This window comes from Klebsiella sp. 10982, assembly GCF_048589245.1.
In the GTDB taxonomy this organism is placed as follows: domain Bacteria; phylum Pseudomonadota; class Gammaproteobacteria; order Enterobacterales; family Enterobacteriaceae; genus Klebsiella; species Klebsiella quasivariicola.
Genome location: NZ_JBMAXV010000021.1, coordinates 64751 through 91527 on the forward strand (window position 1 = coordinate 64751; position 26777 = coordinate 91527).

Consider the following 26777-nt stretch of genomic DNA (forward strand, 5'->3'; position numbering starts at 1 on the left):
CGCTTTGCGTGCCGGCTCGTGCAGAGAGTGCGCGTTTTTTGCCCGGCAAACCTCTCTTTGCGAGCGAGATTCCATGATTCAGGCGTGACGGGCGGAGGCGAGCAGCGCCCCGACCAGCATAAACAGCGAACCAAACACTTTGTTCAACGCCTTCATCTGCTTTGGCCCTTTGATCCAGGCTGAAATGCGCTGCGCCAGGGTCGCATAGCCAATCATCACAATGATATCGACGACGATGGTGGTGACGCCCAGAATGAGATACTGCATCACCTGCGGCTGGTGGGGCAGAATAAACTGTGGAAACAGGGCGGCCAGAAAAACGATGCTTTTAGGATTGGTGAGGTTCACGAACACCGCGCGCTGGAAAAGTTTGCCGCGCGTCTGCGCTTTTGCCAGCGTATTCAGATCGATGGCTCCTGCCGCTCGCCACTGCTGGATCCCGAGCCAGATAAGATAGGCGGCGCCGGCCCATTTCAGCACCTCAAAGGCCAGTACCGAGCGGGAGAAGAGAGTGCCGAGACCAACGCCAACCAGCACGATATGAATGGCCAGCCCAGTCTGCAAACCGGCAATCGACGCCGCCGCGCCGCGATAACCGTGGTTAATGGAGGTGGTCATGGTATTAATCGCTCCGGAACCCGGCGACAGGCTGAGAATAATGGATGTCAGCAGGTAGGCGAACCACCACTCAATGGTCATGAGAAACTCCCTGATTGTCTGTTTTTATGCCACAATACGCTATTGTGTCAGCATTGTGTGATACACGGTAAAAAAACGATTTTCAGCGGTTAACAGGGGTGTAAACCCGATGTTTGGGCAGAAAAAGGACTGGGAAACACGAGAAAACGCGTTTGCGGCCTTTAGTATGGGGCCGCTGACGGATTTCTGGCGACAGCGCGAAGAAGCTGAATTTAAAGGCGTCGACGATGTACCGGTACGCTTTGTCCGCTTTTGCGCGCAACATAACGATCGTTTGGTGCTGATTTGCCCCGGGCGCATTGAAAGCTACGTGAAGTATGCTGAAGTGGCCTACGATCTCTTTCACAGCGGCTTTGACGTGATGATCATTGACCATCGCGGGCAGGGACGCTCGGGCCGCCTGCTCTCAGATACCCACCGCGGACACGTCGTTAACTTCAGCGACTATGTTGATGACCTGGCGGCGCTCTGGCAGCAGCAGGTGGTTCCCGGACACTGGCGAAAACGGTTTATCCTCGCTCACTCTATGGGCGGAGCGATTGCCACGCTTTTTCTGCAACGTTACCAGGCGCATTGCGATGCGATTGCGCTCTGCGCGCCGATGTTCGGAATTATTATTCGGCTGCCGGACTGGATGGTGCGCCATATTCTCGACTGGGCTGAGGGCCATCAGCGCATTCGCGAAGAGTATGCCATCGGCACCGGGCGCTGGCGGGCGCTGCCTTTTGCCGTTAACGTGCTGACACACAGTCGACAACGCTATCGTCGCAACCTGCGCTTCTATGCCGATGAGCCGCGGCTGCAGGTCGGCGGCCCGACCTGGCACTGGGTGCGTGAGGGCATGCTGGCTGGCGACGAAGTGCTGGCGAATGTGGAAAAAGATACCGCCCCGACGCTGCTTTTACAGGCGGAAGAGGAGCGGGTGGTCGATAATCTGATGCACGACCGCTATTGTGAATTACGGGCCGCTGCCGGCCATCCCTGCGAGGGCGGTAAACCGCTCGTCATTGAAGGGGCATATCATGAGATCCTTTTTGAAAAGGACGCTATGCGCTCAGTCGCGCTCAATGCCATCGTCGATTTTTTCAATCGACATACTTAATCCGACGATAACGCTCGTCGCCCTGCTTAGAGGTTAACTTTTTTATGTACCAGGTTGTTGCGTCTGATTTAGACGGCACGCTGCTTTCCCCCGATCATTTCCTGACCCCGTATGCCAAAGAGACGCTGAAGCTGCTCACCGCCCGTGGGATCAATTTCGTTTTCGCCACCGGCCGTCACTACATCGACGTCGGCCAGATCCGCGATAATCTCGGCATCCGGTCGTACATGATCACCTCTAACGGCGCCCGCGTTCACGATAGCGATGGCCAGCAAATCTTCGCCCATAACCTCGATCGCGATATTGCTGCCGACCTGTTTGAGATGGTGCGTAACGATCCGAAAATCGTCACTAACGTCTATCGGGAAGACGAATGGTACATGAATCGTCATCGTCCGGAAGAGATGCGTTTCTTCAAAGAGGCGGTGTTTAACTACAAGCTGTATGAGCCGGGCGAACTGGATCCGCAGGGGATCAGCAAGGTGTTCTTTACCTGCGAGGATCACGAGCACCTGCTGCCGCTGGAGCAGGCGATGAACGCCCGCTGGGGCGATCGGGTAAACGTCAGCTTCTCCACCTTAACCTGTCTTGAGGTCATGGCGGGTGGGGTATCGAAGGGGCATGCGCTGGAGGCGGTGGCGAAAATGCTTGGCTACCGTCTTTCCGATTGCATCGCCTTCGGCGACGGCATGAACGACGCCGAGATGCTGTCGATGGCCGGCAAAGGCTGCATCATGGCCAACGCCCATCAGCGGCTGAAGGATCTGCATCCGGAGCTGGAAGTGATCGGCAGCAACGCCGACGATGCCGTCCCGCACTACCTGCGTAAGCTATACCTCGATTAAAAAAGATTGACGACTGGCTAATAACTGTCCAGTCGTCAACCTGACTCTTCGCTACAATGCCTGTTCTTTACCCAACGAGACGACCATTGTGGCGCTGTTAATTATCACCACTATCCTGTGGGCCTTTTCTTTTAGCCTGATTGGCGAATACCTGGCCGGTAGCGTCGACAGCTATTTTTCGGTGCTGATGCGCGTGGGCCTGGCGGCGCTGGTGTTCCTGCCTTTCCTGCGCACGCGCGGCCAGTCTCCACGCACGATCGTGCTTTATATGCTGGTGGGCGCGATGCAGCTTGGCATTATGTATCTGCTGGCTTTCCGCGCCTATCTCTATCTGACGGTTTCGGAATTTCTGCTGTTTACCGTATTTACCCCGCTGTATATCACGCTGATCTATGACCTGCTCAGCGGACGTAAGCTGCGCTGGGGCTATCTGCTGAGTGCCGCGCTGGCAGTGCTGGGGGCGGCGATTATCCGTTATGACAAGGTCAGCGATCACTTCTGGACCGGGCTGTTACTGGTCCAACTCTCAAACCTCTGCTTCGCTATCGGTATGGTGGGGTATAAGCGCCTGATGGAGGTGCGTCCGATGCCGCAGCACAATGCCTTTGCCTGGTTCTATGTCGGGGCCTTTATCGTGGCGGTGGCAGCGTGGTTTATGCTGGGCAACCCCCAGAAGCTGCCGACCACCACGCTGCAGTGGAGCGTGCTGGTGTGGCTCGGCGTGGTGGCTTCCGGGCTGGGTTACTTTATGTGGAACTATGGCGCCACCCAGGTGGATGCCGGCACGCTGGGGATCATGAACAATGTCCATGTCCCCGCTGGTCTACTGGTTAACCTTGCCATCTGGCAGGAGCAGCCGCACTGGCCGAGCTTTATTAGCGGAGCGTTGGTGATCCTGGCCTCGCTGTGGGTCCATCGCCGCTGGGTCGCTCCGCACTCCGGACAAACGGCAGGTGATCGCAGGCGTGGTTCCGCGCAGAGCGAATAAACGCTTCGGTGACCGGTTGACGCTGTTCGCCATCGCGGACGGCCGCGTACAACCGGCTCCATAATCCCTCACCCAGGGTTTTGGTGACCACCAGGCCCTGGCGTTCAAAGCTTTCCACCACCCAGTGCGGCAGCGCGGCGATGCCCATCCGGGCAGCCACCATCTGGATCAGCAACAGCGTGTTATCGACGCTTTTCAGCTGCGGGCTGATGCCGGCCGGCTGCAGGAAGTGACGCCAGATATCGAGGCGCCCGCGCTGCACGGGATAAATCAACAGCGTTTCCGCGGCCAGATCCTCCGGGGTAACCAGCGTCTTCATAGCTAACGGATGCTCGGGCGCCAGCACCAGACGCACCTCAAAATCAAACATCGGCGAGTAGTGCAGGCCGCTGCGCGGCAGGATATCGGAGGTCATCACCAGATCCAGTTCGCCCTGCTGCAGCGCAGGCTGCGGGTCGAAGGTGACGCCGGAATGGAAGTCGACCTCCACATGTGGCCAGCGGGCGCGGAAATTCTCCAGCGCCGGCGTCAGCCACTGAATACAGCTGTGACATTCGATAGCCAGGCGCAGTTTGGTCTGCTGCGGTTCGTTACAGTCCTGCAGGGCGCGAGCGATCTGCGGCAGCACCTGGTTGGCCAGCTGTAAGAGGATCTCCCCCTGAGGGGTAAAACGCAGCGGTTGGCTCTTACGCACAAAGAGACGAAAGCCAAGGCGCTGTTCCAGATCGCTGAACTGGTGAGACAAAGCGGACTGGGTCTGGTGCAGGGCCGCTGCCGCGCCTGCCAGTGAACCGCTGTTCCGCAACGCTTGCAGCGTTTTCAGATGTTTAATTTCGATCATGAAAGTCCTTCACTTCGCCATGAGCAATTTGCGCTTGAGGAATATACAGTAACTGTCAATTATGGATGTGTAAACATCTGGACGTCTAAAACTCGTCATATTTCGACTTGCAGATGCGTTGGCTGCCTCGCTTACCCCAGTCACTTACTTCAGTAAGCTCCTGGGGATGCGCATCGTTGCCGCCTTCCTGCAAGCCGAACTATTTAGAGTTTTTCTTCAGATTCAATGAAATAAGAGAGGAACAAAAATGACAATTATTAACCACACCCTCGGTTTTCCTCGCGTTGGCCTGCGCCGCGAGCTGAAAAAAGCGCAAGAGAGCTACTGGGCGGGCAACGCCACTCGCGAGGAACTGCTGACAGTAGGCCGTGAGCTGCGTGCCCGGCACTGGGAGCAGCAGAAACAGGCGGGCGTTGATCTGCTGCCGGTGGGGGATTTCGCCTGGTACGACCATGTTCTGACTACCAGCCTGCTGCTGGGCAACGTGCCGGCTCGTCATCAGAACAAAGACGGATCCATCGATATCGACACCCTGTTCCGCATTGGCCGCGGCCGCGCGCCGACTGGCGAACCGGCCGCCGCTGCGGAAATGACCAAATGGTTTAACACCAACTATCACTACATGGTGCCGGAGTTCGTGAAGGGCCAGCAGTTCAAACTGACCTGGACCCAACTGCTGGATGAAGTAGACGAAGCGCTGGCGCTGGGCCACAAGATCAAGCCCGTGCTGCTGGGGCCGGTAACGTACCTGTGGCTGGGCAAAGTGAAAGGTGAACCGTTTGACCGTCTGAGCCTGCTGAATGACATCCTGCCGGTTTACCAGCAGGTGCTGGCCGAACTGGCGAAGCGTGGCATCGAGTGGGTGCAGATTGATGAACCGGCGCTGGTGCTGGAGCTGCCGCCAGCGTGGCTGGAGGCCTTTAAACCGGCTTATGACGCCCTGCAGGGCCAGGTGAAGCTGCTGCTGACCACCTATTTTGAAGGCATTAGCGACAATCTCACGACCATTGCTGCGCTACCGGTCCAGGGGCTGCACGTCGATCTGGTGCACGGCAAAGATGATATCGCCGAACTGCATAACCGCCTGCCGGCCGACTGGCTGCTGTCCGCGGGTCTGATCAATGGGCGCAACGTCTGGCGCGCCGATCTCACCGAAAAGTATGCGCAAATTAAAGACCTCGTCGGTAAACGCGACCTCTGGGTCGCGTCATCCTGCTCTCTGCTGCATAGCCCGATCGATCTGAGCGTGGAGACGCGCCTTGATGCGGAAGTGAAGAGCTGGTTTGCTTTCGCGCTGCAGAAATGCGGCGAGCTGGCGCTGCTGCGCGATGCGCTGAACAGCGGCGATACGGCGGCGATTACCGAGTGGAGCGCGCCCATCCAGGCCCGTCGCCATTCGACTCGTGTACACAACGCGGAAGTAGAAAAACGGCTGGCGGCGATCACCGCTCAGGACAGCCAGCGCGCCAGCCCTTATGAAGTTCGCGCTCAGGCACAGCGTCAACGCTTTAACCTGCCGGCATGGCCGACCACCACTATCGGGTCATTCCCGCAGACGACCGAGATCCGCGGCCTGCGCCTGGACTTCAAAAAGGGCAACCTGGATGCCAGTCATTATCGTACCGGGATTGCGGAACATATTAAGCAGGCGATCGTCGAGCAGGAGCGGTTAGGTTTAGACGTACTGGTGCACGGGGAAGCCGAGCGTAACGATATGGTGGAGTATTTCGGCGAACACCTGGACGGTTTCATCTTCACGCAAAACGGCTGGGTGCAGAGCTATGGTTCCCGCTGCGTGAAGCCGCCTGTGGTGATCGGCGACGTCAGCCGTCCGCAAGCGATCACCGTCGACTGGGCGAAGTACGCGCAGTCGCTGACCGACAAACCGGTGAAAGGGATGCTCACTGGACCGGTGACCATTCTGTGCTGGTCCTTCCCGCGGGAAGACGTCAGCCGTGAAACCATCGCGAAACAGATTGCGCTGGCGCTGCGTGATGAAGTGGCGGATCTGGAGGCGGCGGGGATCGGCATCATCCAGATTGATGAGCCGGCGCTGCGCGAAGGGTTACCGCTGAAGCGCAGTGACTGGGATGCTTATCTCCAGTGGGGAGTGGAAGCTTTCCGCATCAACGCCGCGGTTGCCAAAGACGACACGCAGATCCACACCCACATGTGCTACTGCGAGTTCAACGACATCATGGACTCCATTGCCGCGCTGGATGCCGACGTGATCACTATTGAAACCTCGCGGTCCGATATGGAGCTGCTGGAGTCGTTCGAAGCGTTCGAGTATCCCAATGAGATCGGGCCGGGAGTATATGATATTCACTCGCCGAACGTGCCGAGCGTGGAGTGGATCGAAGCGCTGCTGAAGAAAGCCGCGCAGCGTATTCCGGCGGAGCGGCTGTGGGTTAACCCGGACTGCGGCCTGAAAACTCGCGGCTGGCCGGAAACCCGCGCCGCGCTTGCGAATATGGTGCAAGCGGCGCAGAATCTGCGCGAATCCGCCTGATAGTCAGGCAAAAAATAATAAGGAGGCATTTGCCTCCTTTTTTTGCATCGGGTGATTACCCTTTTTTACCGCCATACTGAGCAAACCACGCGAGCATCCGCTGCCAGCCGTCTTTGGCTGACTCTTCGTGATAGCTGGCGCGATAGTCGGCGTTAAAGGCATGATCGGCTTCGGGATAGACCACGATTTCCGCTTTGGCGTTGGCCGCCCGCAGTGCCTGACGCATGGTCTCGATGGTGTCCTGTGGAATACTGGCGTCTTTAGCGCCGTACAGACCAAGCACCGGGGCGTTGAGATCGACAGCGATATCTACCGGATGCTTCGGTGAATTCAGCGATTTTTCTCCCACCAGCTTGCCGTACCAGGCCACGCCTGCCTTCAGCTGCGGGTTATGCGCGGCATACAGCCAGGTAATGCGTCCGCCCCAGCAGAAGCCGGTGATCAGCAGACGATGGGCATCGCCGCCGTGGCGTGCCGCCCAGCTGGCGACATGGTCGAGATCCGCCAACACCTGCGCGTCCGGCACCTTGGTAACCAGCTCTTTAAACAGGGTCGGGATATCGTGGTACTCATTCGGATCGCCCTGACGGAAGTACAATTCAGGCGCAATAGCCAGGTAGCCTTCCTGCGCCAGGCGGCGACAAAGATCGCGAATATGCTCATGCACGCCGAAAATTTCCTGCACCACAATGACGATCGGCAGTGGGCCATCGACGTTTTTCGGGCGGGCGTGGTAGGCCGGCATGTTTTCGCCCTGGGAGGGGATCGAAGTCTCTCCGGCAACAATATGATCTTCCGGCGTATGAACGGCGGTTGAAGCGTGTGGTGAAGCAGCAGGTGCGAATCCAGGTTGCTTGGTGGTGGTCATGGTATTCTCCGTACCCTTATTTATTAGCGCATCAGTAACTATAGACCCTTTACCTTTAGTTCGGGCGGTAATAAAGCACAGTGCCTGAAAGCGGCTATCTTTTGTTCTGTGACGATGAATATAACTTGTTAATGTGATTTGTATCACTATTTACTGAAAAACAACTGCAACCATTGTTGGTCTTGGTGACTATCATCACAAAATGTTGCCAGGGGCTTCTGTACAGTACCGTTTTGCTTCTGCTGATAATTCGACCCACAGAGGAGTTTTTTATGTCCAAGTCTGATGTTTTTCATCTCGGCCTCACCAAGAACGATTTACAAGGGGCTACGCTGGCTATCGTCCCTGGCGATCCGGAGCGTGTGGAAAAGATCGCCGCGCTGATGGATAAGCCGGTTAAGCTGGCATCCCACCGCGAATTTACCTCCTGGCGCGCGGAGCTGGACGGCAAACCGGTGATCGTCTGCTCTACCGGCATCGGCGGTCCGTCTACGTCTATCGCTGTGGAAGAGCTGGCGCAGCTGGGGGTACGTACCTTCCTGCGTATCGGCACCACCGGCGCGATTCAACCGCACATTAACGTTGGCGATGTGCTGGTCACTACCGCCTCCGTTCGTCTGGACGGCGCCAGCCTGCACTTCGCACCGATGGAGTTCCCGGCCGTCGCTGACTTCGCCTGCACCACCGCGCTGGTGGAAGCCGCGAAATCTATCGGCGCGACCACTCATATCGGCGTGACTGCTTCCTCTGATACCTTCTACCCGGGCCAGGAGCGTTACGACACCTTCTCCGGCCGCGTGGTAAGCCGCTTCAAGGGCTCAATGGAAGAGTGGCAGGCAATGGGCGTGATGAACTATGAAATGGAATCCGCCACGCTGCTGACCATGTGCGCCAGCCAGGGCCTGCGCGCCGGGATGGTAGCCGGGGTTATCGTTAACCGTACCCAGCAAGAGATCCCTAACGCAGAAACTATGAAGCAAACTGAAAGCCACGCGGTGAAAATCGTCGTGGAAGCGGCGCGCCGTCTGCTGTAATTCAACACTTTCCCTGTCAGGCCGGGTCCTCCGGCCTTTCTTTTTTGCGTTGCTCCTCGCAGGAAATTCCTTTTAAACTGGACGTTTGTACAGCACAATTCTATTTTGTGCCATCAGGTTATCGCAGGGGGCGTCGTGGATCTCTCAATCATTATCAGCGCGGTTATCGCACTGGCTGCCGGGTTAATTGTCGGCTGGCTGGCGACCAAAGCGCGTGCCGATCAAATTCGGGCCGATCTGATCGAGGAACGGCGAGAGCTGGATATTGAGCTGAGCGCCGCCCGCCAGCAGCTGGTGCAGGAGGCCCACTGGCGTGAGGAGTGCGAGCTGCTGAACAACGAGCTGCGCAGCCTGCGGGATATCAATACCTCGCTGGAAGCCGATCTGCGTGAGGTCACCACCCGGCTCGAATCCACCCAACTGCATGCGGAAGATAAGATCCGCCAGATGGTCAACAGCGAGCAGCGCCTGAGCGAGCAATTTGAAAATCTGGCTAACCGCATTTTCGAACACAGTAACCGGCGCGTTGATGAACAAAATCGCCAGAGCCTGCATGGCCTGCTGACGCCGCTACGCGAGCAGCTCGACGGTTTCCGTCGTCAGGTGCAGGAGAGCTTTGGCCAGGAGGCGCGGGAGAGGCATACTCTGGCGCATGAGATCCGCAATCTGCAGCAGCTGAACGCGCAGATGGCGCAGGAGGCGCTGAACCTGACCAAAGCGCTGAAGGGGGATAACAAAACCCAGGGCAACTGGGGGGAAGTGGTCTTAACCCGCGTGCTGGAAGCCTCCGGCCTGCGCGAAGGCTATGAGTACCAAACCCAGGTCAGTATTGAGACCGACAACCGCTCGCGGATGCAGCCGGACGTCATCGTGCGCCTGCCGCAGGGTAAGGACGTGGTGATCGACGCCAAAATGACCCTGGTCGCCTATGAGCGCTATTTTAACGCCGAAGATGACTACACTCGCGAAGTCGCGCTGCAGGAACACCTTGCCTCGGTGCGAAATCATATTCGCCTGCTGGGACGCAAGGATTATCAACAGCTGCCCGGCCTGCGCTCTCTCGACTATGTGCTGATGTTTATTCCCGTTGAGCCGGCGTTCCTGCTGGCCATCGATCGCCAGCCTGAGCTCATCAGCGAGGCGTTGCAAAATAATATTATGCTGGTCAGCCCGACGACGCTGCTGGTGGCTCTGCGCACTATCGCCAATCTGTGGCGCTATGAGCACCAGAGCCGTAATGCGCAAAAGATTGCCGAGCGGGCGGGGCGCCTTTACGACAAAATGCGCCTGTTTGTGGATGATATGTCCGCCATCGGCCAGAGCCTGGATAAGGCGCAGGAGAACTATCGCCAGGCGATGAAAAAGCTCGCTTCCGGGCGCGGTAATCTGCTGGCCCAGGCGGAGGCCTTTCGCGGCCTGGGCGTGGAGGTAAAGCGCGGGATTAATCCTGATTTAGTCGAGCAAGCCACGGCCCAGGACGAGCAATATCGTCTCGAAGACGAGGATAACCTCCCGGAAAATGACGAATTTTCCCCCGACTCTGCTGAGGCATTGCGCAATCGCGAAGCGGCTCCGCCACGCTGAAACGTATGGGAAATGCGCTGAGTCTGATACACTCAGTGAACATTTTCTTGAAAAGCAAGCAGGCATAGAGATGGTTGAGGATTCACAAGAAACGACGCACTTTGGCTTTCAGACGGTCGCTAAAGAGCAGAAAGCAGATATGGTGGCGCATGTATTCCATTCTGTCGCCGCAAAATATGATGTGATGAATGACTTGATGTCGTTTGGGATCCATCGTTTGTGGAAGCGTTTCACCATCGACTGCAGCGGCGTACGTCGCGGGCAGACCGTGCTGGATCTGGCTGGCGGTACCGGTGATTTGACCGCCAAGTTCTCCCGTCTGGTAGGGGAAACCGGCCGCGTCATGCTTGCTGATATCAACGATTCGATGCTCAAAATGGGCCGCGAAAAGCTGCGCAATATCGGCATCGTGGGTAACGTGGAGTATGTTCAGGCCAACGCGGAAGCCCTGCCGTTTGCTGATAACACCTTTGACTGCATCACCATCTCTTTCGGTCTGCGTAACGTGACCGACAAAGAGAAAGCGCTGCGTTCGATGTATCGTGTGCTGAAACCGGGCGGACGCCTGCTGGTGCTGGAGTTTTCTAAACCCATCATCGAACCGCTGAGCAAAGCCTACGACGCTTACTCCTTCCATATTCTGCCGAAGGTGGGCGAGCTGGTGGCAAAAGACGGCGACAGCTATCGCTACCTGGCGGAGTCTATCCGTATGCATCCCGACCAGGAAACGCTGAAAGGGATGATGCAGGATGCGGGTTTCGAAAACGTGGACTACTACAACCTGACGGCGGGTATCGTTGCTTTGCATCGCGGTTACAAGTTCTGACAGGAGGGACGCTATGCCTTTCACACCCCTGGTGACCGCTGGCATTGAAACGGCGCTAAATGCTTTCCTCTGGCGCGACAAAGCGCTCAAACCCGCTCGCCAGCGCCTGCTGGGCAAGGTGCTGCAGGTCCAGCTGCAGGATTTCGCCACGCCCGTGGTGCTGGTGTTCAGCGAACGTCAGGTCGATGTCCTGAGCGCCTGGGACGGAGAGGCCGACTGCACTGTGATTACCCGGCTCAGCGTGCTGCCAAAACTGCGCAATCGTCAGCAGCTCACGGCGCTTATTCGCAGCGGTGAGCTGGAAGTGCAGGGCGATCTGCAGGTAGTGCAAAACCTGGTCTCCCTGTGCGACCTGGCGGAGTTCGATCCTGCTGAACTGCTGGCGCCCTATACCGGCGATATCGTGGCCGAAGGCGTCGGCAAAGTTCTGCGCGGTGGCGCTCAGTTTCTGCTGAAGGGCGCGCAGCGCCAGCAGCGCTATGTCGCGGAAGCGATCACTGAAGAGTGGCGACTGGCTCCGGGGGCGCTGGAGCTGGCCTGGTTTGCTGAAGAGACAACGGCTATTGAACGCGCGCTGGCCGCACTGGAAAAACGGCTGGAAACGCTGGAGGGCAAATGACGCCAGGAGAATTACGGCGCCTGTATTTCATCATCCACACCTTTTTGAGCTACGGGCTCGATGAGCTCATCCCCAAAATGCGGATCACGCTACCGCTGCGTATCTGGCGGCGGATGCTGTTCTGGATGCCAAACCGTCATCAGGACCAACCCCTCGGTGCTCGTCTTCGTCTGGCGCTCCAGGAGCTGGGGCCGGTGTGGATTAAATTCGGCCAGATGCTATCCACCCGCCGGGATCTCTTTCCGCCACAAATTGCCGATCAGCTGGCGCTGTTGCAGGACCGCGTGGCGCCCTTTGAAGGAAAGCTCGCGCAGCAGCAGATAGAGAAAGCGATGGGGGGCCTGCCGGTGGAGGCCTGGTTTGATGATTTCTCCGTTGAGCCGTTAGCCTCGGCGTCTATTGCTCAGGTGCATACTGCGCGTCTGAAAGAGAATGGCAAAGAGGTGGTGATCAAGGTTATCCGCCCGGATATTTTGCCGATCATTAAAGCGGACATGAAGCTCATCTATCGCCTGGCGCGCTGGGTACCGCGTCTGTTGCCTGACGGCCGCCGTCTGCGCCCGCAGGAGGTAGTCCGCGAATATGAAAAAACGCTGCTGGACGAGCTGAACCTGCTGCGGGAATCCGCCAACGCTATTCAGCTGCGGCGCAATTTCGAAGACAGCCCGATGCTGTACGTGCCGGAGGTGTACCCCGACTACTGCAGCGAAAGCATGATGGTGATGGAGCGCATTTACGGTATCCCGGTGTCTGACGTAGAGGCGCTGGAGGCCCAGGGGACCAACATGCAGCTGCTGGCGGAGCGGGGTGTGCAGGTCTTCTTCACCCAGGTGTTCCGCGACAGCTTCTTCCATGCCGATATGCACCCTGGCAATATATTTGTCAGCTACGAGCACCCCGAAGATCCGCAGTATATCGGTATAGACTGCGGTATTGTCGGCTCGCTGAACAAAGAAGATAAGCGCTATCTGGCGGAAAACTTTATCGCCTTCTTTAACCGCGATTATCGTAAGGTTGCCGAGCTGCACGTCGATTCCGGTTGGGTTCCGCCCGATACCAACGTCGAAGAGTTTGAGTTCGCGATCCGCACGGTCTGCGAGCCGATCTTTGAGAAGCCGCTGGCGGAGATCTCGTTCGGCCACGTGCTGCTTAATCTGTTCAACACCGCGCGGCGCTTCAATATGGAAGTCCAGCCGCAGCTTGTTTTATTACAGAAGACATTACTTTACGTAGAAGGGGTAGGCCGGCAGCTCTATCCTCAGTTAGACTTGTGGAAAACGGCGAAGCCTTTCCTCGAGTCGTGGATCAAAGATCAGGTCGGCATTCCGGCGCTGGTGCGTGCGTTTAAAGATAAAGCGCCGTTCTGGATCGAAAGAATGCCGGAAATACCTGAGCTGGTGTATCAGAGCCTGCAGCAGAGCAAACAGCTGCAGACCAGCGTCGATACCATCGTGCGGGATATGCATGTGCGTCATGTCCGTCAGGGGCAGTCCCGTTATCTGTTTGGTATAGGCGCGGTTTTATTGCTCAGTGGTACGCTACTCTTTATCCACCGCCCTGAGTGGGGAATGATGCCCGGCTGGCTGATGGCCGGCGGTATTGTGACCTGGCTGATTGGCTGGCGGAAAACCCGCTGATCGGTTCGCCTCTTCATGACGCAGGCTTATTTGCGCAAAATCATGCTGGTGGCCTGACGAAGAGGCGGCCCGCAGGATGGTGTGTATAATGCGTCCACACAATTCATCATCTGTCATAGGGGAACGTGTATGGGTGGTATCAGTATTTGGCAGTTATTAATTGTTGTCGTCATCGTAGTTCTGCTTTTTGGGACGAAGAAGCTGAGCTCGCTGGGGTCGGACTTAGGGGCATCGATCAAAGGCTTTAAAAAAGCCATGAGTGATGATGACAAACCTGAAAAGTCGGCGCCAGATGCAGATTTCACGGCGAAAACCATCGCCGATAAACAGGATGATGCAAAAAAAGACGAGACAAAACGCCACGACAAAGAGCAGGTGTAATTCGTGTTCGATATTGGTTTTAGTGAACTACTGCTGGTGTTTGTAATTGGCCTCATTGTTCTGGGGCCACAGCGGCTTCCCGTCGCGGTTAAAACGGTGGTTGGCTGGATCCGGACGTTACGCTCGCTGGCGACCACGGTACAGAATGAACTGGCCCAGGAGCTAAAACTGCAGGAGTTTCAGGAGAGCCTTAAGAAGGTGGAGAAGGCCAGTCTGAATAACCTGACGCCGGAGCTGAAAGCCTCCATGGATGAACTGCGCGAAGCCGCAGAGTCGATGAAGCGCTCCTATAGCGCCCACGATCCTGAAAAGGCCAGCGACGAAGCCAATACCATCCATAATCCGGTGGTCAAAGGCAGCGAAGCGCAACGCCAGGACGTCACGCCGGCGACGGCAGAACATCAGGTCAGCGCTCCGGCTCATGTGCCGGATCCGGTTGTCGATGAGCCACCCGCGTCACCGGCTGACCTTCCGGCAGAGAAAACATCCGCTACGGCGGCAGCCCCTCAATCTTCCCCCGCATCGAGTGATAAACCGTAAACATGGGCGTAGACGATACACAACCGCTAATTTCGCATCTGATTGAGCTGCGCAAGCGTCTGCTCAACAGCATCATTGCTATTCTGGTGATCTTCCTGGCGCTGGTCTATTTCGCCAATGATATCTATCAGCTGGTCTCGGCCCCGCTTATCAGCAAGATGCCGGTGGGCGCGACGATGATCGCCACTGATGTCGCTTCACCTTTCTTTACGCCGATAAAGCTGACCTTCATGGTGTCGGTGATCCTGTCGGTGCCGATTATTCTTTATCAGGTATGGGCCTTTGTCGCACCAGCGCTGTATAAGCACGAACGCCGGCTGGTGGTGCCTTTACTGGTATCCAGTACCCTGCTGTTCTATATCGGCATGGCTTTCGCCTATTTTGTTGTGTTTCCGCTGGCGTTCGGCTTCCTGACCCATGCGGCGCCGGAAGGGGTGCTGGTCTCGACCGATATCCGCAGCTATCTTGACTTCGTGATGGCGTTGTTTATGGCTTTCGGGGTCTCTTTTGAGGTGCCGGTCGCCATCGTGCTGCTCTGCTGGATGGGCGTTACCACGCCGGAAGACTTGCGTAAAAAAAGGCCGTATGTGCTGGTGGGCGCCTTCGTGGTGGGCATGCTGCTGACGCCGCCGGACGTATTCTCGCAGACGCTGCTGGCCATTCCGATGTACTGTCTGTTTGAAGTCGGGGTGTTCTTCGCCCGCTTCTACACCGGGAAGCGCCTGACGCGCGATGATGACGCCGCGGCCGAAGCTGAAGCCACAGAGCACAGAGAAGAGTAATACCGCCAACCGCCCGCCAGGGCGGTTGTCATATAGGAGTGTTCATGTTTGATATCGGCGTTAATCTGACCAGTTCGCAGTTTTCCCGCGACCATGATGAGGTGGTGGCGCGCGCCCGGGCGGCGGGGGTTCACGGCATGCTGCTGACCGGTACAAACTTGCCGGAGAGCCAACAGGCCCAGAGAATGGCGAGCCGCTATTCCGGCTGCTGGTCCACGGCGGGGGTTCATCCCCATGACGGTAGCAGCTGGACGCCAGCGGTCGCCGAGGCGATTTATACCCTCGCCCGCGAGCCGCAGGTAGTAGCGATAGGCGAGTGCGGTCTGGATTTTAACCGGAATTTTTCCACGCCGCAGGAGCAGGAGGCTGCGTTCAGCGCCCAGCTGGCGCTGGCGGCCGAGCTGTCGATGCCGGTGTTTTTACACTGCCGCGACGCCCACGACCGCTTTCTGACGCTGCTTAAACCCTGGCTCGAGAAGCTCCCGGGCGCGGTGCTGCACTGCTTTACCGGCAGCCGCAGCGAGGTGCAGGAATGCCTGGATCTGGGCCTGTTTATCGGTATTACCGGTTGGGTATGCGATGAGCGGCGGGGGCTCGAGCTGCGCGAGCTGCTGCCGGCGATCCCGGCAGATCGTCTGCTGCTGGAGACCGATGCGCCTTATCTACTGCCGCGCGACCTCAAGCCAAAGCCGGCCTCGCGGCGTAACGAGCCTGCGTATTTGCCGCATATCCTGGCAAGCGTCGCGATCTGGCGCGGCGAAGAGGCACAATGGCTGGAGGCGCAAACGGACGCAAACGTCAGGGCGCTGTTTGGCGTCGACGTTAACGGCGTTTAGATTTTCTGGAAGTCGGTATTTTTAACGCTCTGCAGGACTTGCTTATTCAGCAGGTTTAACAGCAACATAGAGCGTGCTTCACCGTCCGGCTCGGTAAAGATAGCCTCCAGGCCTTCAAACGCGCCGTCGGTGATCAGCACGCTATCGCCCTCGTGCGGCGTTTCCGGGTCGGTGATACCTTCCGGTTTATAGATAGAGAGCTGATGAATCACCGCCGAGGGAACGACAGCGGGCAGCGCGCCAAAGCGCACGAAGTTGTTAACCCCGCGGGTGGCGCTGATGGTAGTGGTATGAATCACCTCTGGATCGAACTCAATAAACAGGTAGTTCGGGAACAGCGGTTCGCTGACCATGGTGCGTTTACCGCGAATGATTTTTTCCAGCGCAATCGTCGGCATCAGGCAGTTAACTGACTGACGTTCCAGATGTTCCTGGGCTCGTTGTAGCTGCCCACGTTTGCAATACAGTAAGTACCAGGCTTGCATAATAACTCATTCCACTTCTAATAACGGCAAGCATAACAAATGGCTGGTGTAATCGCGAAAGCCATTATAATTGAAATCCAAATTTCAGCGTTCTTTCACGCTAATTTAACAAAATTACAGCATCGCGCCGTTGAACACCGTATAATTAGCCGCCTGTATAGAGGTCAATAACACTTTCATGAAATACCACGATCTTCGCGACTTTCTGACACTACTGGAACAACAGGGCGAACTGAAACGTATCACTCTGCCGGTCGATCCTCATCTGGAAATCACTGAAATTGCCGACCGGACCCTGCGCGCCGGTGGCCCGGCGCTGCTGTTTGAGAACCCAAAAGGCTATAGCATGCCGGTACTGTGCAATCTTTTCGGCACGCCGCGGCGCGTGGCGCTGGGGATGGGCCAGGAGGATGTCAGTTCGTTGCGCGAGGTGGGTAAGCTGTTAGCCTTCCTGAAAGAGCCTGAGCCACCCAAAGGTTTCCGCGATCTGTTTGATAAGCTGCCGCAGTTCAAGCAAGTGCTGAATATGCCGACCAAACGCCTGCGCGGCGCGCCCTGCCAGCAAAAAATCATCCAGGGCGATGACGTCGACCTGAATAAAATCCCGATAATGACCTGCTGGCCGGAAGATGCCGCGCCGCTGATCACCTGGGGGCTGACGGTGACCCGCGGGCCGCACAAAGAGCGGCAGAATCTGGGGATTTATCGCCAGCAGCTGATTGGTAAAAACAAACTGATTATGCGCTGGCTGTCTCATCGCGGCGGCGCACTGGATTTCCAGGAGTGGTGTGCGGCGCGCCCGGGCGAACGCTTCCCGGTTTCCGTGGCGCTCGGCGCCGATCCGGCAACCATTCTTGGCGCGGTGACCCCAGTGCCGGATACCCTGTCGGAATATGCTTTCGCAGGCCTGTTGCGCGGCACCAAGACCGAAGTGGTGAAGTGCGTTTCCAATGACCTTGAAGTCCCGGCCAGCGCGGAAATTGTGCTTGAAGGCTACATTGAGGCCGGTGAAATGGCGCCGGAAGGGCCGTATGGCGACCACACCGGTTACTACAACGAAGTGGACAGCTTCCCGGTATTTACGGTGACCCATATAACCCAGCGTGAAGACGCGATTTATCATTCGACCTATACCGGCCGACCGCCCGATGAACCTGCAGTACTGGGTGTGGCGCTGAACGAAGTCTTTGTGCCGATCCTGCAAAAGCAGTTTCCGGAAATCGTCGACTTTTATCTACCGCCGGAAGGGTGTTCCTATCGCCTGGCGGTAGTGACGATGAAAAAACAGTACGCAGGTCATGCCAAGCGCGTGATGATGGGCGTCTGGTCGTTCCTGCGGCAGTTCATGTATACCAAGTTCGTGATTGTCTGCGATGACGATGTCAATGCGCGCGACTGGAACGATGTGATTTGGGCGATCACTACCCGTATGGACCCGGCTCGTGATACGGTACTGGTAGAAAATACGCCAATTGATTATCTGGATTTTGCCTCGCCGGTTTCCGGCCTGGGTTCAAAAATGGGGCTGGATGCCACGAATAAATGGCCTGGCGAAACCCAGCGTGAATGGGGTCGTCCAATCAAAAAAGATCCTGCCGTCACGGCGCGGATTGACGCCATCTGGGATGAGCTGGCCATCTTTAAACAACCGTAAGCGGGGCTAACGCCGCTGTTTTGCTCTATTGACCCGACAGAGGGGACGCATGACAACCTTAAGCTGTAAAGTGACCTCGGTGGAGGCGATTACCGATACCGTATATCGTGTTCGATTAGTGCCGGAAGCGGCATTTTCCTTCCGTGCTGGCCAGTATCTGATGGTAGTAATGGATGAGCGCGACAAGCGCCCGTTCTCCATGGCTTCCACGCCGGCGGAACAGGAATTTATCGAGCTGCATATCGGCGCCTCTGAGCTCAATCTGTACGCGATGGCGGTCATGGATCGCATTCTGCAAGAGCGTGAAATTGAGGTTGATATCCCACACGGTGAAGCCTGGCTGCGTGAAGATGAAGACCGTCCGCTGATTTTAATTGCCGGCGGTACCGGCTTCTCTTATGTGCGTTCTATTTTGTTAACCGCGCTGGCGCGTAATCCGAACCGCGATATCGCCATCTACTGGGGCGGCCGCGAGGCCAAGCACCTGTACGATCTGGCCGAACTGGAAGCCCTGAGTATCAAGCATGCGAATCTGCGTATCGAACCCGTGGTTGAGCAGCCGGAAGAGGGATGGCGCGGGCGTTCCGGTACGGTACTGACCGCGGTGCTGCAGGATTATGGTACCCTGGCCGACCACGACATCTATATTGCCGGGCGCTTTGAGATGGCCAAGATCGCCCGCGATCTGTTCTGCAACGAACGCGGCGCGCGCGAAGAGCGCCTGTTTGGCGACGCGTTTGCCTTTATCTGACAATAAAAAACCCGCCCCTGACAGGCGGGAAGAACGGCAACTAAACTGTCTCTCTTCGCCAATGACGCCATCACTGCGTTGGCTGCGCCCGCTCACCCGAATCACTTACTTGAGTAAGCTCATCGGGATTCGCTCGCTTGCCGCCTTGTTCTGACGTCATTGGCTTTGAGATACTTTTCCTGATTTACACTCTCTCAAATACAGTAGCGATCCCCTGACCTAAGCCGATACACATAGTCGCCAGACCAAACTGTGCGTCTTGACGCTCCATCTGGTTGATCAATGTAGTACTAATGCGCGCTCCGGAACAGCCGAGCGGGTGACCCAGAGCGATCGCCCCGCCGTTGAGGTTGATCTTCTCGTCGATCTGCTCCATCAGGCCCAGATCTTTAATGCACGGCAGGATCTGCGCGGCAAAAGCCTCATTCATTTCAAAGACGTCGATATCGCTGGTGGATAAGCCCGCTTTTTTCAGCGCCAGCTTCGAGGCTGGAACCGGGCCATAACCCATAATGGACGGGTCGCAGCCGACCACCGCCATTGAACGGACGCGGGCGCGTGGCTTCAGCCCCAGCTCGCGGGCGCGGCTTTCGCTCATCAGCAGCATCGCCGCCGCGCCGTCGGAAAGGGCGGAAGAGGTACCTGCCGTTACCGTGCCGGTCACCGGGTCAAACGCCGGTCTCAACGTGGACAGCGTTTCGACGGTGGTTTCCGGGCGGATCACTTCGTCGTAATTGAAGGACTTCAGCACGCCATCGGCATCGTGGCCGCCGGTCGGGATGATCTCGGCTTTGAATGCGCCGGATTGCGTCGCTGCCCAGGCGCGAGCGTGAGAGCGTGCGGCGAACTGATCCTGCATTTCGCGGCTAATGCCGTGCAGACGTGCCAGCATTTCCGCAGTCAACCCCATCATACCGGCGGCTTTCGCCACGTTACGACTCAGTCCCGGGTGAAAATCAACGCCGTGGCTCATCGGCACATGGCCCATGTGCTCCACGCCGCCAATCAGGCAGACGTTGGCATCGCCGGTCATGATCATACGGGCGGCATCATGCAGCGCCTGCATAGAGGAACCGCACAGCCGGTTAACCGTGTTTGCCGGTACCGAGTGCGGGATCTCCGCCAGCAGCGCCGCGTTACGGGCGATGTTAAAGCCCTGCTCAAGGGTTTGCTGCACGCAGCCCCAGTAGATATCGTCTATTGCGCTTGCCTCAAGCGACGGGTTGCGCGACAGCAGGCTACGCATCAGGTGGGCGGAAAGATCTTCCGCGCGCACGTGGCGAAATGCGCCGCCCTTTGAACGGCCCATCGGGGTGCGAATAGCATCGACAATGACAACCTGTTCCATTGTGACTCCTTAAGCCGTTTTCAGAGCGCCAACCGGACGGGCTGGCTCTACCGGGGGATAATACGCTTCGTTATGGCGCGCTTTGTCACGCAGACCGGCTGGCACTTCATACAGCGGGCCAAGGTGCTGGTATTGCTGTGCCATATCGAGATACTTCGCGCTGCCAATGGTATCGAGCCAGCGGAATGCGCCGCCGTGGAACGGAGGGAAGCCCAGGCCGTATACCAGCGCCATATCCGCTTCCGCCGGGCTGGCGATAATACCTTCTTCCAGGCAGCGAACCACTTCGTTAACCATCGGGATCATCATGCGGGCGATAATCTCTTCATCGCTGAAATCGCGCTTCGGCTGGCTTACGTCGGCCAGCAGGCTGTCGACTGCGGCATCTTCTTCTTTCTTCGGCTTGCCTTTGCTGTCTTCTTTATAGCGCCAGAAGCCGAGGCCGTTCTTCTGGCCGAAACGGCTGGCGTCAAACAGGGCGTCGATAGCGTCGCGATAATCTTTCTGCATCCGCTGCGGGAAGCCCGCCGCCATGACCGCCTGAGCATGGTGCGCGGTATCGATGCCGACCACGTCCAGCAGATAAGCCGGGCCCATTGGCCAGCCAAACTGTTTCTCCATCACTTTGTCGACTTTGCGGAAGTCCGCCCCGTCGCGCAGCAGCTGGCTAAAGCCGGCGAAGTAAGGGAATAGCACGCGGTTGACGAAGAAGCCGGGGCAGTCGTTGACCACGATCGGCGTTTTGCCCATTTTGCTGGCCCAGGCCACGACTGTGGCAATGGTCTTATCCGAGGTTTTTTCGCCACGGATGACTTCAACCAGCGGCATGCGATGCACCGGGTTAAAGAAGTGCATACCGCAGAAGTTTTCCGGGCGCTGCAGAACGCTGGCCAGCTCGCTAATGGGAATCGTTGAGGTATTAGAGGCCAGCACGGTATCCGGACGTACTTTTGCCTCGGTTTCCGCCAGTACCGCTTTTTTCACTTTCGGGTTTTCGACCACCGCTTCAACAACCACGTCCACGCGATCAAAACCGCTGTATTCCAGGGTTGGCTGAATGGTGCTTATCACTCCTGCCAGCTTCAGACCGTCGATTTTGCCGCGTTCCAGCTGTTTATTCAGTAGTTTCGCCGCTTCGGTCATGCCCAGGGTCAGCGATTTGTCGTTAATGTCTTTCATCACCACCGGCACGCCCTTCCAGGCTGACTGGTAAGCAATGCCGCCACCCATAATGCCGGCGCCTAATACGGCAGCGTGCTTCGGCGTCTCGATATCTTTGGTCAGCTTTTTCGCTTTCGCTTTGACGTACTGGTCGTTCAGGAAGATACCAACCAGCGCGCGGGCCTCGTTGGTATGGGCCAGCGGGACAAAGCTTTTATTTTCCAGCACCAGGGCTTCTTCACGACCAAGACGTGCAGCGGCTTCAATAGTTTTCACCGCGGTGATCGGCGCCGGGTAATGCTTCCCGGCCGTTTGCGCGACCATGCCTTTGGCAATCGTAAAGCTCATGGCGGCTTCAATTTTGCTGAGCTTCAGCGGCTCCAGCTTCGGTTGACGTTTCGCTTTCCAGTCCAGGTCGCCATTCATGGCCTGACGCAGGATCGCCAGCGCGCCGTCGTGCAGTTTTTCCGCGGCGACCACGCCATCCACCAGGCCGATTTTCAAGGCTTGATCGGCGCTGACATCTTTCCCGGCAGCAATGATCTCCAGCGCGCTATCGGCGCCGAGCAGGCGTGGCAGACGGACTGAGCCGCCAAACCCGGGCATAATGCCGAGCTTGGTTTCCGGCAGCCCAATGCGCAGGTCCGGCGTCGCCAGGCGGTAATCGGTCGCCAGCACACATTCGCAACCGCCGCCCAGCGCGTAGCCATTGACGGCAGAGATAGTGGGGACGGGGAGATCTTCCAGACGATTGAAGACACTGTTAGCAAAATGCAGCCACTGGCTTAACTGCTCCTCAGGGACCAGGAACAGCGAGAGGAATTCGGTGATATCCGCGCCGACGATAAACGCCGCTTTTTCAGAGCGCAGCAGCAGACCTTTGAGATCGCTTTGTTTTTCCAGTACGTCCAGCGCATGACCGAGGCTGGCTACGGTTGCGGTATCAAGCTTGTTGACCGAACCTGGGGCATCGAACACCAGTTCGGCGATGCCATCTTCCAGCCAGTCGAGGTACAGGGTGTCGCCTTTGTAGAGCATGTCAGTCTCCTGAATCCAGCAATATGATCTGGTCATACCAGATGAAACGGAGTGTGGAATTTATGTTAAAGAATTGCAAATAACTCTTTAAATAATTGCTGGTCGGATCACATCCGGCGGAAATCACCCGCACGCAGGGCGATGTGCTAAGATGCGGTGTATCACGATCCCATAAAAGCAAAGGACAAAAGATGGAATCCCTGGCCGCGCTCTATAAAAATCATATTGTTACCCTACAAGAACGTACCCGCGACGTCCTGGCCCGTTTTCAGATGGATGCTCTGCTGATTCACTCCGGTGAATTGGTTAACGTCTTCCTCGATGACCATCCGTACCCGTTCAAGGTCAATCCGCAGTTTAAAGCCTGGGTGCCGGTGACCCAGGTGCCTAACTGCTGGCTGCTGGTGGATGGCGTCAACAAACCGAAGCTGTGGTTCTATCTGCCGGTCGATTACTGGCATAACGTCGAGCCGTTGCCAACCTCGTTCTGGACCGAAGAGATTGACGTCATTGCGCTGCCGAAGGCCGATGGTATCGGCAGCCAGTTACCTGCCGCTCGCGGTAATATCGGCTATATTGGGCCGGTAGCGGAGCGCGCGCTGGGCCTGGGTATCGCCGCGGATAAGATCAATCCGAAAGGGGTTATCGATTACCTGCATTACTACCGGGCTTACAAAACCGATTACGAGCTGGCCTGCATGCGTGAAGCGCAGAAGTCAGCGGTCAATGGCCATCGTGCGGCCTACGAAGCTTTCCAGTCCGGAATGAGCGAATTCGATATCAACCAGGCCTATCTTACCGCCACCGGCCATCGTGACACCGACGTGCCTTACAGCAACATTGTCGCGCTGAATGAGCATGCCTCCGTCCTGCACTACACCAAACTGGATCATCGCGCCCCGGCGGAGATGCGCAGCTTCCTGCTCGACGCTGGCGCAGAATATAACGGCTATGCCGCGGATCTGACGCGGACCTGGGCGGCACACGGCGACAACGACTTTGCCCATCTGATTAAAGACGTTAACGACGAGCAGCTGGCGCTGATTAGCACCATGAAAGCCGGGACGCGCTACGTTGATTATCATATTCAGTTCCATCAGCGCATTGCGAAGCTGTTACGTAAACACCAGTTAGTCACTGACATAAGCGAAGAGGCGATGGTGGAGAATGATCTGACCGGGCCATTTATGCCGCACGGGATTGGTCATCCGCTGGGTCTGCAGGTGCATGATGTTGCGGGCTTTATGCAGGACGATACCGGTACGCATCTGGCGGCGCCGTCGAAATATCCGTACCTGCGTTGCACCCGTATTATCGAGCCGCGTATGGTGCTGACCATTGAACCCGGCATCTACTTCATCGAGTCGTTACTGGCGCCGTGGCGTGAAGGCCCATTCAGCAAGCATTTCAACTGGCAAAAAATTGACGCCATGAAGCCGTTTGGCGGGATCCGTATCGAAGATAACGTGGTGGTTCACGAAAACAGCATCGAAAATATGACGCGCGATCTGAAGCTGGCCTGATGGAGAGCTGGTTAATCCCGGCGGCGCCGGTTACCGTCGTTGAGGAGATTAAAAAAAGCCGTTTTATCACGCTGTTGGCGCATACCGACGGCGTGGCGGCGGCAAAAGCTTTTGTCGAGTCCGTCAAAGCGGATCACCCTGATGCCCGCCACCATTGCGTGGCGTGGGTCGCCGGGCCGCCTGATGATTCGCAACAGCTGGGGTTTTCTGACGATGGCGAACCGGCGGGGACCGCAGGTAAACCGATGCTGGCGCAGCTGATGGGGTGCGGCGTCGGCGAGATAACCGCTGTCGTCGTGCGTTACTACGGTGGTATCCTGCTGGGCACCGGCGGGCTGGTGAAGGCGTATGGCGGCGGTGTTCATCAGGCGCTGGCGCAGTTGACGACGCTGCGCAAGACGCCGTTAACGGCATATACTTTGCAATGTGAGTATGGGCAACTGGCCGGTGTCGAAGCGCTGCTCGCCCAATTCTCCGGAAAGGTTGTTGAAAGCGAATATCTGGCGTCGGTTCGACTGCGCGTGGCGCTTCCCCAGGCCGAAGTGGCGGCTTTTTCAGCAAAACTGGCTGATTTTAGTCGCGGTTCATTGCAATTACTGAAGATTAACGAATAATCCCCTCTGTTTTTTGCCTATCAAAGGAAGCGCCAGAGATGCATTTTCGCGCCATAACCCGAATCGTTGGACTGCTGGTCATCTTGTTTTCGGGGACGATGATCGTCCCGGGATTAGTGGCCCTGATATATCGCGACGGTGCGGGACGGGCCTTCACTCAAACCTTCTTTGTCGCGCTGGCGATTGGCTCCATGCTGTGGTGGCCGAACCGTAAGCAAAAAGGCGAACTGAAATCCCGTGAAGGGTTTCTCATCGTGGTGCTGTTCTGGACCGTGCTGGGGAGCGTGGGGGCCTTGCCCTTTATTTTCGCCGAGCAGCCGAACCTGACGGTGACGGATGCTTTCTTCGAATCATTTTCTGGCCTGACGACGACCGGGGCGACCACCCTGGTGGGGCTGGACTCGTTACCGCATGCGATCCTCTTTTATCGGCAGATGCTGCAATGGTTCGGCGGTATGGGGATCATTGTGCTGGCGGTGGCGATTCTTCCTATCCTTGGCGTCGGGGGGATGCAGCTTTACCGCGCGGAAATGCCCGGCCCGCTGAAGGATAACAAGATGCGTCCGCGTATCGCCGAGACGGCGAAGACCCTCTGGCTTATCTATGTGTTATTGACGATAGCCTGCGCACTGGCGCTCTGGTTTGCCGGTATGCCGGCGTTCGATGCGATTGGGCACAGCTTCGCCACTATCGCCATCGGCGGTTTTTCGACTCACGATGCCAGCGTCGGCTATTTCAACAGTCCGATGATCAACTCCATCATTGCCATCTTCTTGCTGATCTCCGGCTGTAACTATGGTCTGCATTTTTCTTTGTTGAGCGGACGCAGCCTGAAGGTGTACTGGCGTGATCCTGAGTTTCGCATGTTCATTGGCGTCCAGTTGACGCTGGTCATCGTCTGTACGCTGGTGCTATGGCTTCATAACGTGTACGGCTCGGTGTTGACGACGCTGAACCAGGCGTTTTTCCAGGTGGTGTCGATGGCGACCACCGCCGGCTTTACCACCGATAGCATTGCGCGCTGGCCGCTGTTCCTGCCTGTGCTGCTGCTCTGCTCTGCATTCATCGGCGGCTGTGCTGGCTCCACGGGCGGCGGCTTAAAGGTGATCCGTATCCTGCTGCTGTTTAAGCAGGGCAACCGTGAGCTGAAGCGTCTGGTTCACCCGAATGCGGTGTATAGCATCAAATTAGGCAACCGCGCGCTGCCAGAGCGTATTCTGGAAGCGGTATGGGGATTTTTCTCCGCCTATGCGCTGGTCTTTATCATTAGCATGCTGGCTATTATCGCCACCGGGGTGGATGACTTTTCTGCTTTCGCCTCCGTGGTAGCGACATTGAACAACCTCGGGCCTGGGCTCGGCGTCGTCGCGGACAACTTTGCCACCATGAACCCGGTCGCGAAATGGATCCTGATTGCTAATATGCTGTTTGGTCGTCTGGAAGTGTTTACCTTACTGGTGCTCTTTACCCCCACTTTCTGGCGCGAATAACAGGAGTGCTCGTGAAAACTTTAATTCTTTTCTCCACCCGCGACGGGCAGACCCGTGAAATCGCTTCGTTTCTCGCCTCCGAGCTGAAAGAGCTGGGCATCGACGCGGATACCTTGAACCTGAACCGTACCGATGTCGTCGAATGGCATCACTACGATCGGGTGGTGATTGGCGCGTCGATTCGCTATGGGCACTTTCATCCGGCCGTAGATCGCTTTGTCAAAAAGCATCTCACATCATTGCAGGCGTTGCCGGGCGCATTCTTCTCGGTCAACCTGGTGGCGCGCAAACCTGAGAAGCGCACGCCACAGACCAACAGCTATACACGCAAGTTTCTCCTTAATTCGCCGTGGCAGCCGCAGAGCTGCGCGGTGTTTGCCGGCGCGCTGCGCTACCCACGTTACCGCTGGTACGATCGGCTTATGATCCGCCTGATTATGAAAATGACCGGGGGGGAAACGGATATCCGTAAAGAAGTGGTCTATACCGACTGGCAACAGGTATCCCGGTTTGCCCGCGAAATCGCGCAAATGATCCGCAAACAGGGCGTTTAAACAGCGCCTTGATGGAAAATCGAGCGAACGAAAAGTTTTTTTAAATTTCCCCTTGTCACTTTTAA

At 57.0% G+C, this 26777-nt stretch carries 25 protein-coding genes; 19 read left to right on the forward strand and 6 right to left on the reverse strand.

Annotated features, from left to right (window positions below; all coding sequences use genetic code 11):
* Window positions 1-78 precede the first annotated feature (78 nt).
* Window positions 79-699: a homoserine/homoserine lactone efflux protein gene (gene rhtB, locus ACKLKD_RS16525; RefSeq protein ID WP_025711212.1), complete on the reverse strand. Its 621-nt coding sequence runs from the start codon at window positions 697-699 to the stop codon at window positions 79-81.
* 109 nt (window positions 700-808) lie between these two features.
* On the opposite strand from rhtB, the gene pldB reads away from it, so the two are divergent.
* The 3 genes from pldB to ACKLKD_RS16540 all read left to right on the forward strand — a co-directional run bounded on the left by pldB (window position 809) and on the right by ACKLKD_RS16540 (window position 3634).
* Window positions 809-1801, forward strand: coding sequence for a lysophospholipase L2 (pldB, locus tag ACKLKD_RS16530; RefSeq protein ID WP_080897903.1), 993 nt, complete (start codon window positions 809-811; stop codon window positions 1799-1801).
* A gap of 44 nt (window positions 1802-1845) precedes the next feature.
* Window positions 1846-2646, forward strand: coding sequence for a sugar/pyridoxal phosphate phosphatase YigL (gene yigL / locus ACKLKD_RS16535; protein ID WP_080897902.1), 801 nt, complete (start codon window positions 1846-1848; stop codon window positions 2644-2646).
* A gap of 88 nt (window positions 2647-2734) precedes the next feature.
* Window positions 2735-3634: a carboxylate/amino acid/amine transporter gene (locus tag ACKLKD_RS16540; protein WP_008807940.1), complete on the forward strand. Its 900-nt coding sequence runs from the start codon at window positions 2735-2737 to the stop codon at window positions 3632-3634.
* Here ACKLKD_RS16540 and metR read toward each other — a convergent pair.
* Window positions 3522-4475, reverse strand: a complete 954-nt coding sequence (metR, locus tag ACKLKD_RS16545; protein WP_087805330.1) for an HTH-type transcriptional regulator MetR — start codon at window positions 4473-4475, stop codon at window positions 3522-3524. The genes ACKLKD_RS16540 and metR overlap by 113 nt on opposite strands.
* Before the next feature lie 247 nt (window positions 4476-4722).
* Here metR and metE point away from each other — a divergent pair, with 247 nt between their 5' ends.
* Window positions 4723-6987, forward strand: coding sequence for a 5-methyltetrahydropteroyltriglutamate--homocysteine S-methyltransferase (gene metE / locus ACKLKD_RS16550; RefSeq protein WP_080924830.1), 2265 nt, complete (start codon window positions 4723-4725; stop codon window positions 6985-6987).
* A gap of 55 nt (window positions 6988-7042) precedes the next feature.
* Here the strand turns inward: metE and ACKLKD_RS16555 are convergent, their stop codons facing one another.
* Window positions 7043-7855, reverse strand: coding sequence for a dienelactone hydrolase family protein (locus ACKLKD_RS16555; protein ID WP_080924829.1), 813 nt, complete (start codon window positions 7853-7855; stop codon window positions 7043-7045).
* A gap of 272 nt (window positions 7856-8127) precedes the next feature.
* Here ACKLKD_RS16555 and udp point away from each other — a divergent pair, with 272 nt between their 5' ends.
* From udp to tatD, 9 genes are all read left to right on the forward strand, one after another.
* Entirely contained in the window at window positions 8128-8889 is a 762-nt protein-coding gene (gene udp, locus ACKLKD_RS16560; protein WP_002883419.1) for a uridine phosphorylase, read from the forward strand.
* A 135-nt stretch (window positions 8890-9024) separates the two neighbouring features.
* Window positions 9025-10473, forward strand: a complete 1449-nt coding sequence (rmuC, locus tag ACKLKD_RS16565; protein WP_080897901.1) for a DNA recombination protein RmuC — start codon at window positions 9025-9027, stop codon at window positions 10471-10473.
* A 70-nt stretch (window positions 10474-10543) separates the two neighbouring features.
* Window positions 10544-11299 carry a bifunctional demethylmenaquinone methyltransferase/2-methoxy-6-polyprenyl-1,4-benzoquinol methylase UbiE gene (gene ubiE, locus ACKLKD_RS16570; protein WP_002883421.1) on the forward strand — a complete coding sequence of 252 codons (756 nt, stop codon included), beginning with the start codon at window positions 10544-10546 and terminating at the stop codon, window positions 11297-11299.
* Window positions 11300-11312: 13 nt separating this feature from the next.
* Window positions 11313-11918, forward strand: coding sequence for a ubiquinone biosynthesis protein UbiJ (gene ubiJ / locus ACKLKD_RS16575; RefSeq protein ID WP_025711206.1), 606 nt, complete (start codon window positions 11313-11315; stop codon window positions 11916-11918).
* Complete coding sequence (gene ubiB, locus ACKLKD_RS16580) at window positions 11915-13555, forward strand: ubiquinone biosynthesis regulatory protein kinase UbiB (protein WP_025711205.1); 1641 nt, start codon at window positions 11915-11917, stop codon at window positions 13553-13555. Before ubiJ ends, ubiB begins: the two co-directional genes overlap by 4 nt.
* A gap of 129 nt (window positions 13556-13684) precedes the next feature.
* Window positions 13685-13936: a Sec-independent protein translocase subunit TatA gene (tatA, locus tag ACKLKD_RS16585; protein WP_002883425.1), complete on the forward strand. Its 252-nt coding sequence runs from the start codon at window positions 13685-13687 to the stop codon at window positions 13934-13936.
* A 3-nt stretch (window positions 13937-13939) separates the two neighbouring features.
* Window positions 13940-14476, forward strand: coding sequence for a Sec-independent protein translocase protein TatB (gene tatB, locus ACKLKD_RS16590; protein WP_025711203.1), 537 nt, complete (start codon window positions 13940-13942; stop codon window positions 14474-14476).
* A 2-nt stretch (window positions 14477-14478) separates the two neighbouring features.
* A complete protein-coding gene (gene tatC / locus ACKLKD_RS16595) occupies window positions 14479-15258 on the forward strand; it encodes a Sec-independent protein translocase subunit TatC (RefSeq protein WP_080897898.1) in 780 nt (259 codons plus the stop codon).
* A gap of 32 nt (window positions 15259-15290) precedes the next feature.
* Window positions 15291-16094 (forward strand): 3'-5' ssDNA/RNA exonuclease TatD, encoded by an 804-nt coding sequence (gene tatD, locus ACKLKD_RS16600; protein ID WP_165931893.1) that lies wholly within the window; start codon window positions 15291-15293, stop codon window positions 16092-16094.
* On the opposite strand, the gene rfaH is transcribed toward tatD, so the two are convergent.
* Window positions 16091-16579, reverse strand: coding sequence for a transcription/translation regulatory transformer protein RfaH (gene rfaH, locus ACKLKD_RS16605; RefSeq protein WP_025711201.1), 489 nt, complete (start codon window positions 16577-16579; stop codon window positions 16091-16093). The two genes, tatD and rfaH, sit on opposite strands and share 4 nt — an antisense overlap.
* Window positions 16580-16757: 178 nt before the next feature.
* Here rfaH and ubiD point away from each other — a divergent pair, with 178 nt between their 5' ends.
* A complete protein-coding gene (ubiD, locus tag ACKLKD_RS16610; protein ID WP_025711200.1) occupies window positions 16758-18233 on the forward strand; it encodes a 4-hydroxy-3-polyprenylbenzoate decarboxylase in 1476 nt (491 codons plus the stop codon).
* Window positions 18234-18282: 49 nt separating this feature from the next.
* Window positions 18283-18984, forward strand: a complete 702-nt coding sequence (fre, locus tag ACKLKD_RS16615) for an NAD(P)H-flavin reductase (RefSeq protein WP_025711199.1) — start codon at window positions 18283-18285, stop codon at window positions 18982-18984.
* Window positions 18985-19168: 184 nt separating this feature from the next.
* Here the strand turns inward: fre and fadA are convergent, their stop codons facing one another.
* Together fadA and fadB are read right to left on the reverse strand one after the other, a co-directional pair.
* Complete coding sequence (gene fadA, locus ACKLKD_RS16620; RefSeq protein WP_080897896.1) at window positions 19169-20332, reverse strand: acetyl-CoA C-acyltransferase FadA; 1164 nt, start codon at window positions 20330-20332, stop codon at window positions 19169-19171.
* A 9-nt stretch (window positions 20333-20341) separates the two neighbouring features.
* Entirely contained in the window at window positions 20342-22531 is a 2190-nt protein-coding gene (fadB, locus tag ACKLKD_RS16625; protein WP_080897895.1) for a fatty acid oxidation complex subunit alpha FadB, read from the reverse strand.
* Between the two features lie 191 nt (window positions 22532-22722).
* On the opposite strand from fadB, the gene pepQ reads away from it, so the two are divergent.
* The 4 genes from pepQ to hemG are packed head-to-tail and all read left to right on the forward strand — an operon-like array spanning window position 22723 to window position 26712.
* Complete coding sequence (gene pepQ, locus ACKLKD_RS16630) at window positions 22723-24054, forward strand: Xaa-Pro dipeptidase (protein ID WP_087805332.1); 1332 nt, start codon at window positions 22723-22725, stop codon at window positions 24052-24054.
* Complete coding sequence (locus ACKLKD_RS16635) at window positions 24054-24668, forward strand: IMPACT family protein (protein WP_025711196.1); 615 nt, start codon at window positions 24054-24056, stop codon at window positions 24666-24668. The genes pepQ and ACKLKD_RS16635 overlap by 1 nt, the downstream gene beginning before the upstream one ends.
* Before the next feature lie 38 nt (window positions 24669-24706).
* Window positions 24707-26158 (forward strand): Trk system potassium transporter TrkH, encoded by a 1452-nt coding sequence (trkH, locus tag ACKLKD_RS16640; protein WP_025711194.1) that lies wholly within the window; start codon window positions 24707-24709, stop codon window positions 26156-26158.
* An 11-nt stretch (window positions 26159-26169) separates the two neighbouring features.
* A complete protein-coding gene (gene hemG / locus ACKLKD_RS16645; protein ID WP_025711193.1) occupies window positions 26170-26712 on the forward strand; it encodes a menaquinone-dependent protoporphyrinogen IX dehydrogenase in 543 nt (180 codons plus the stop codon).
* Window positions 26713-26777: the final 65 nt, after the last annotated feature.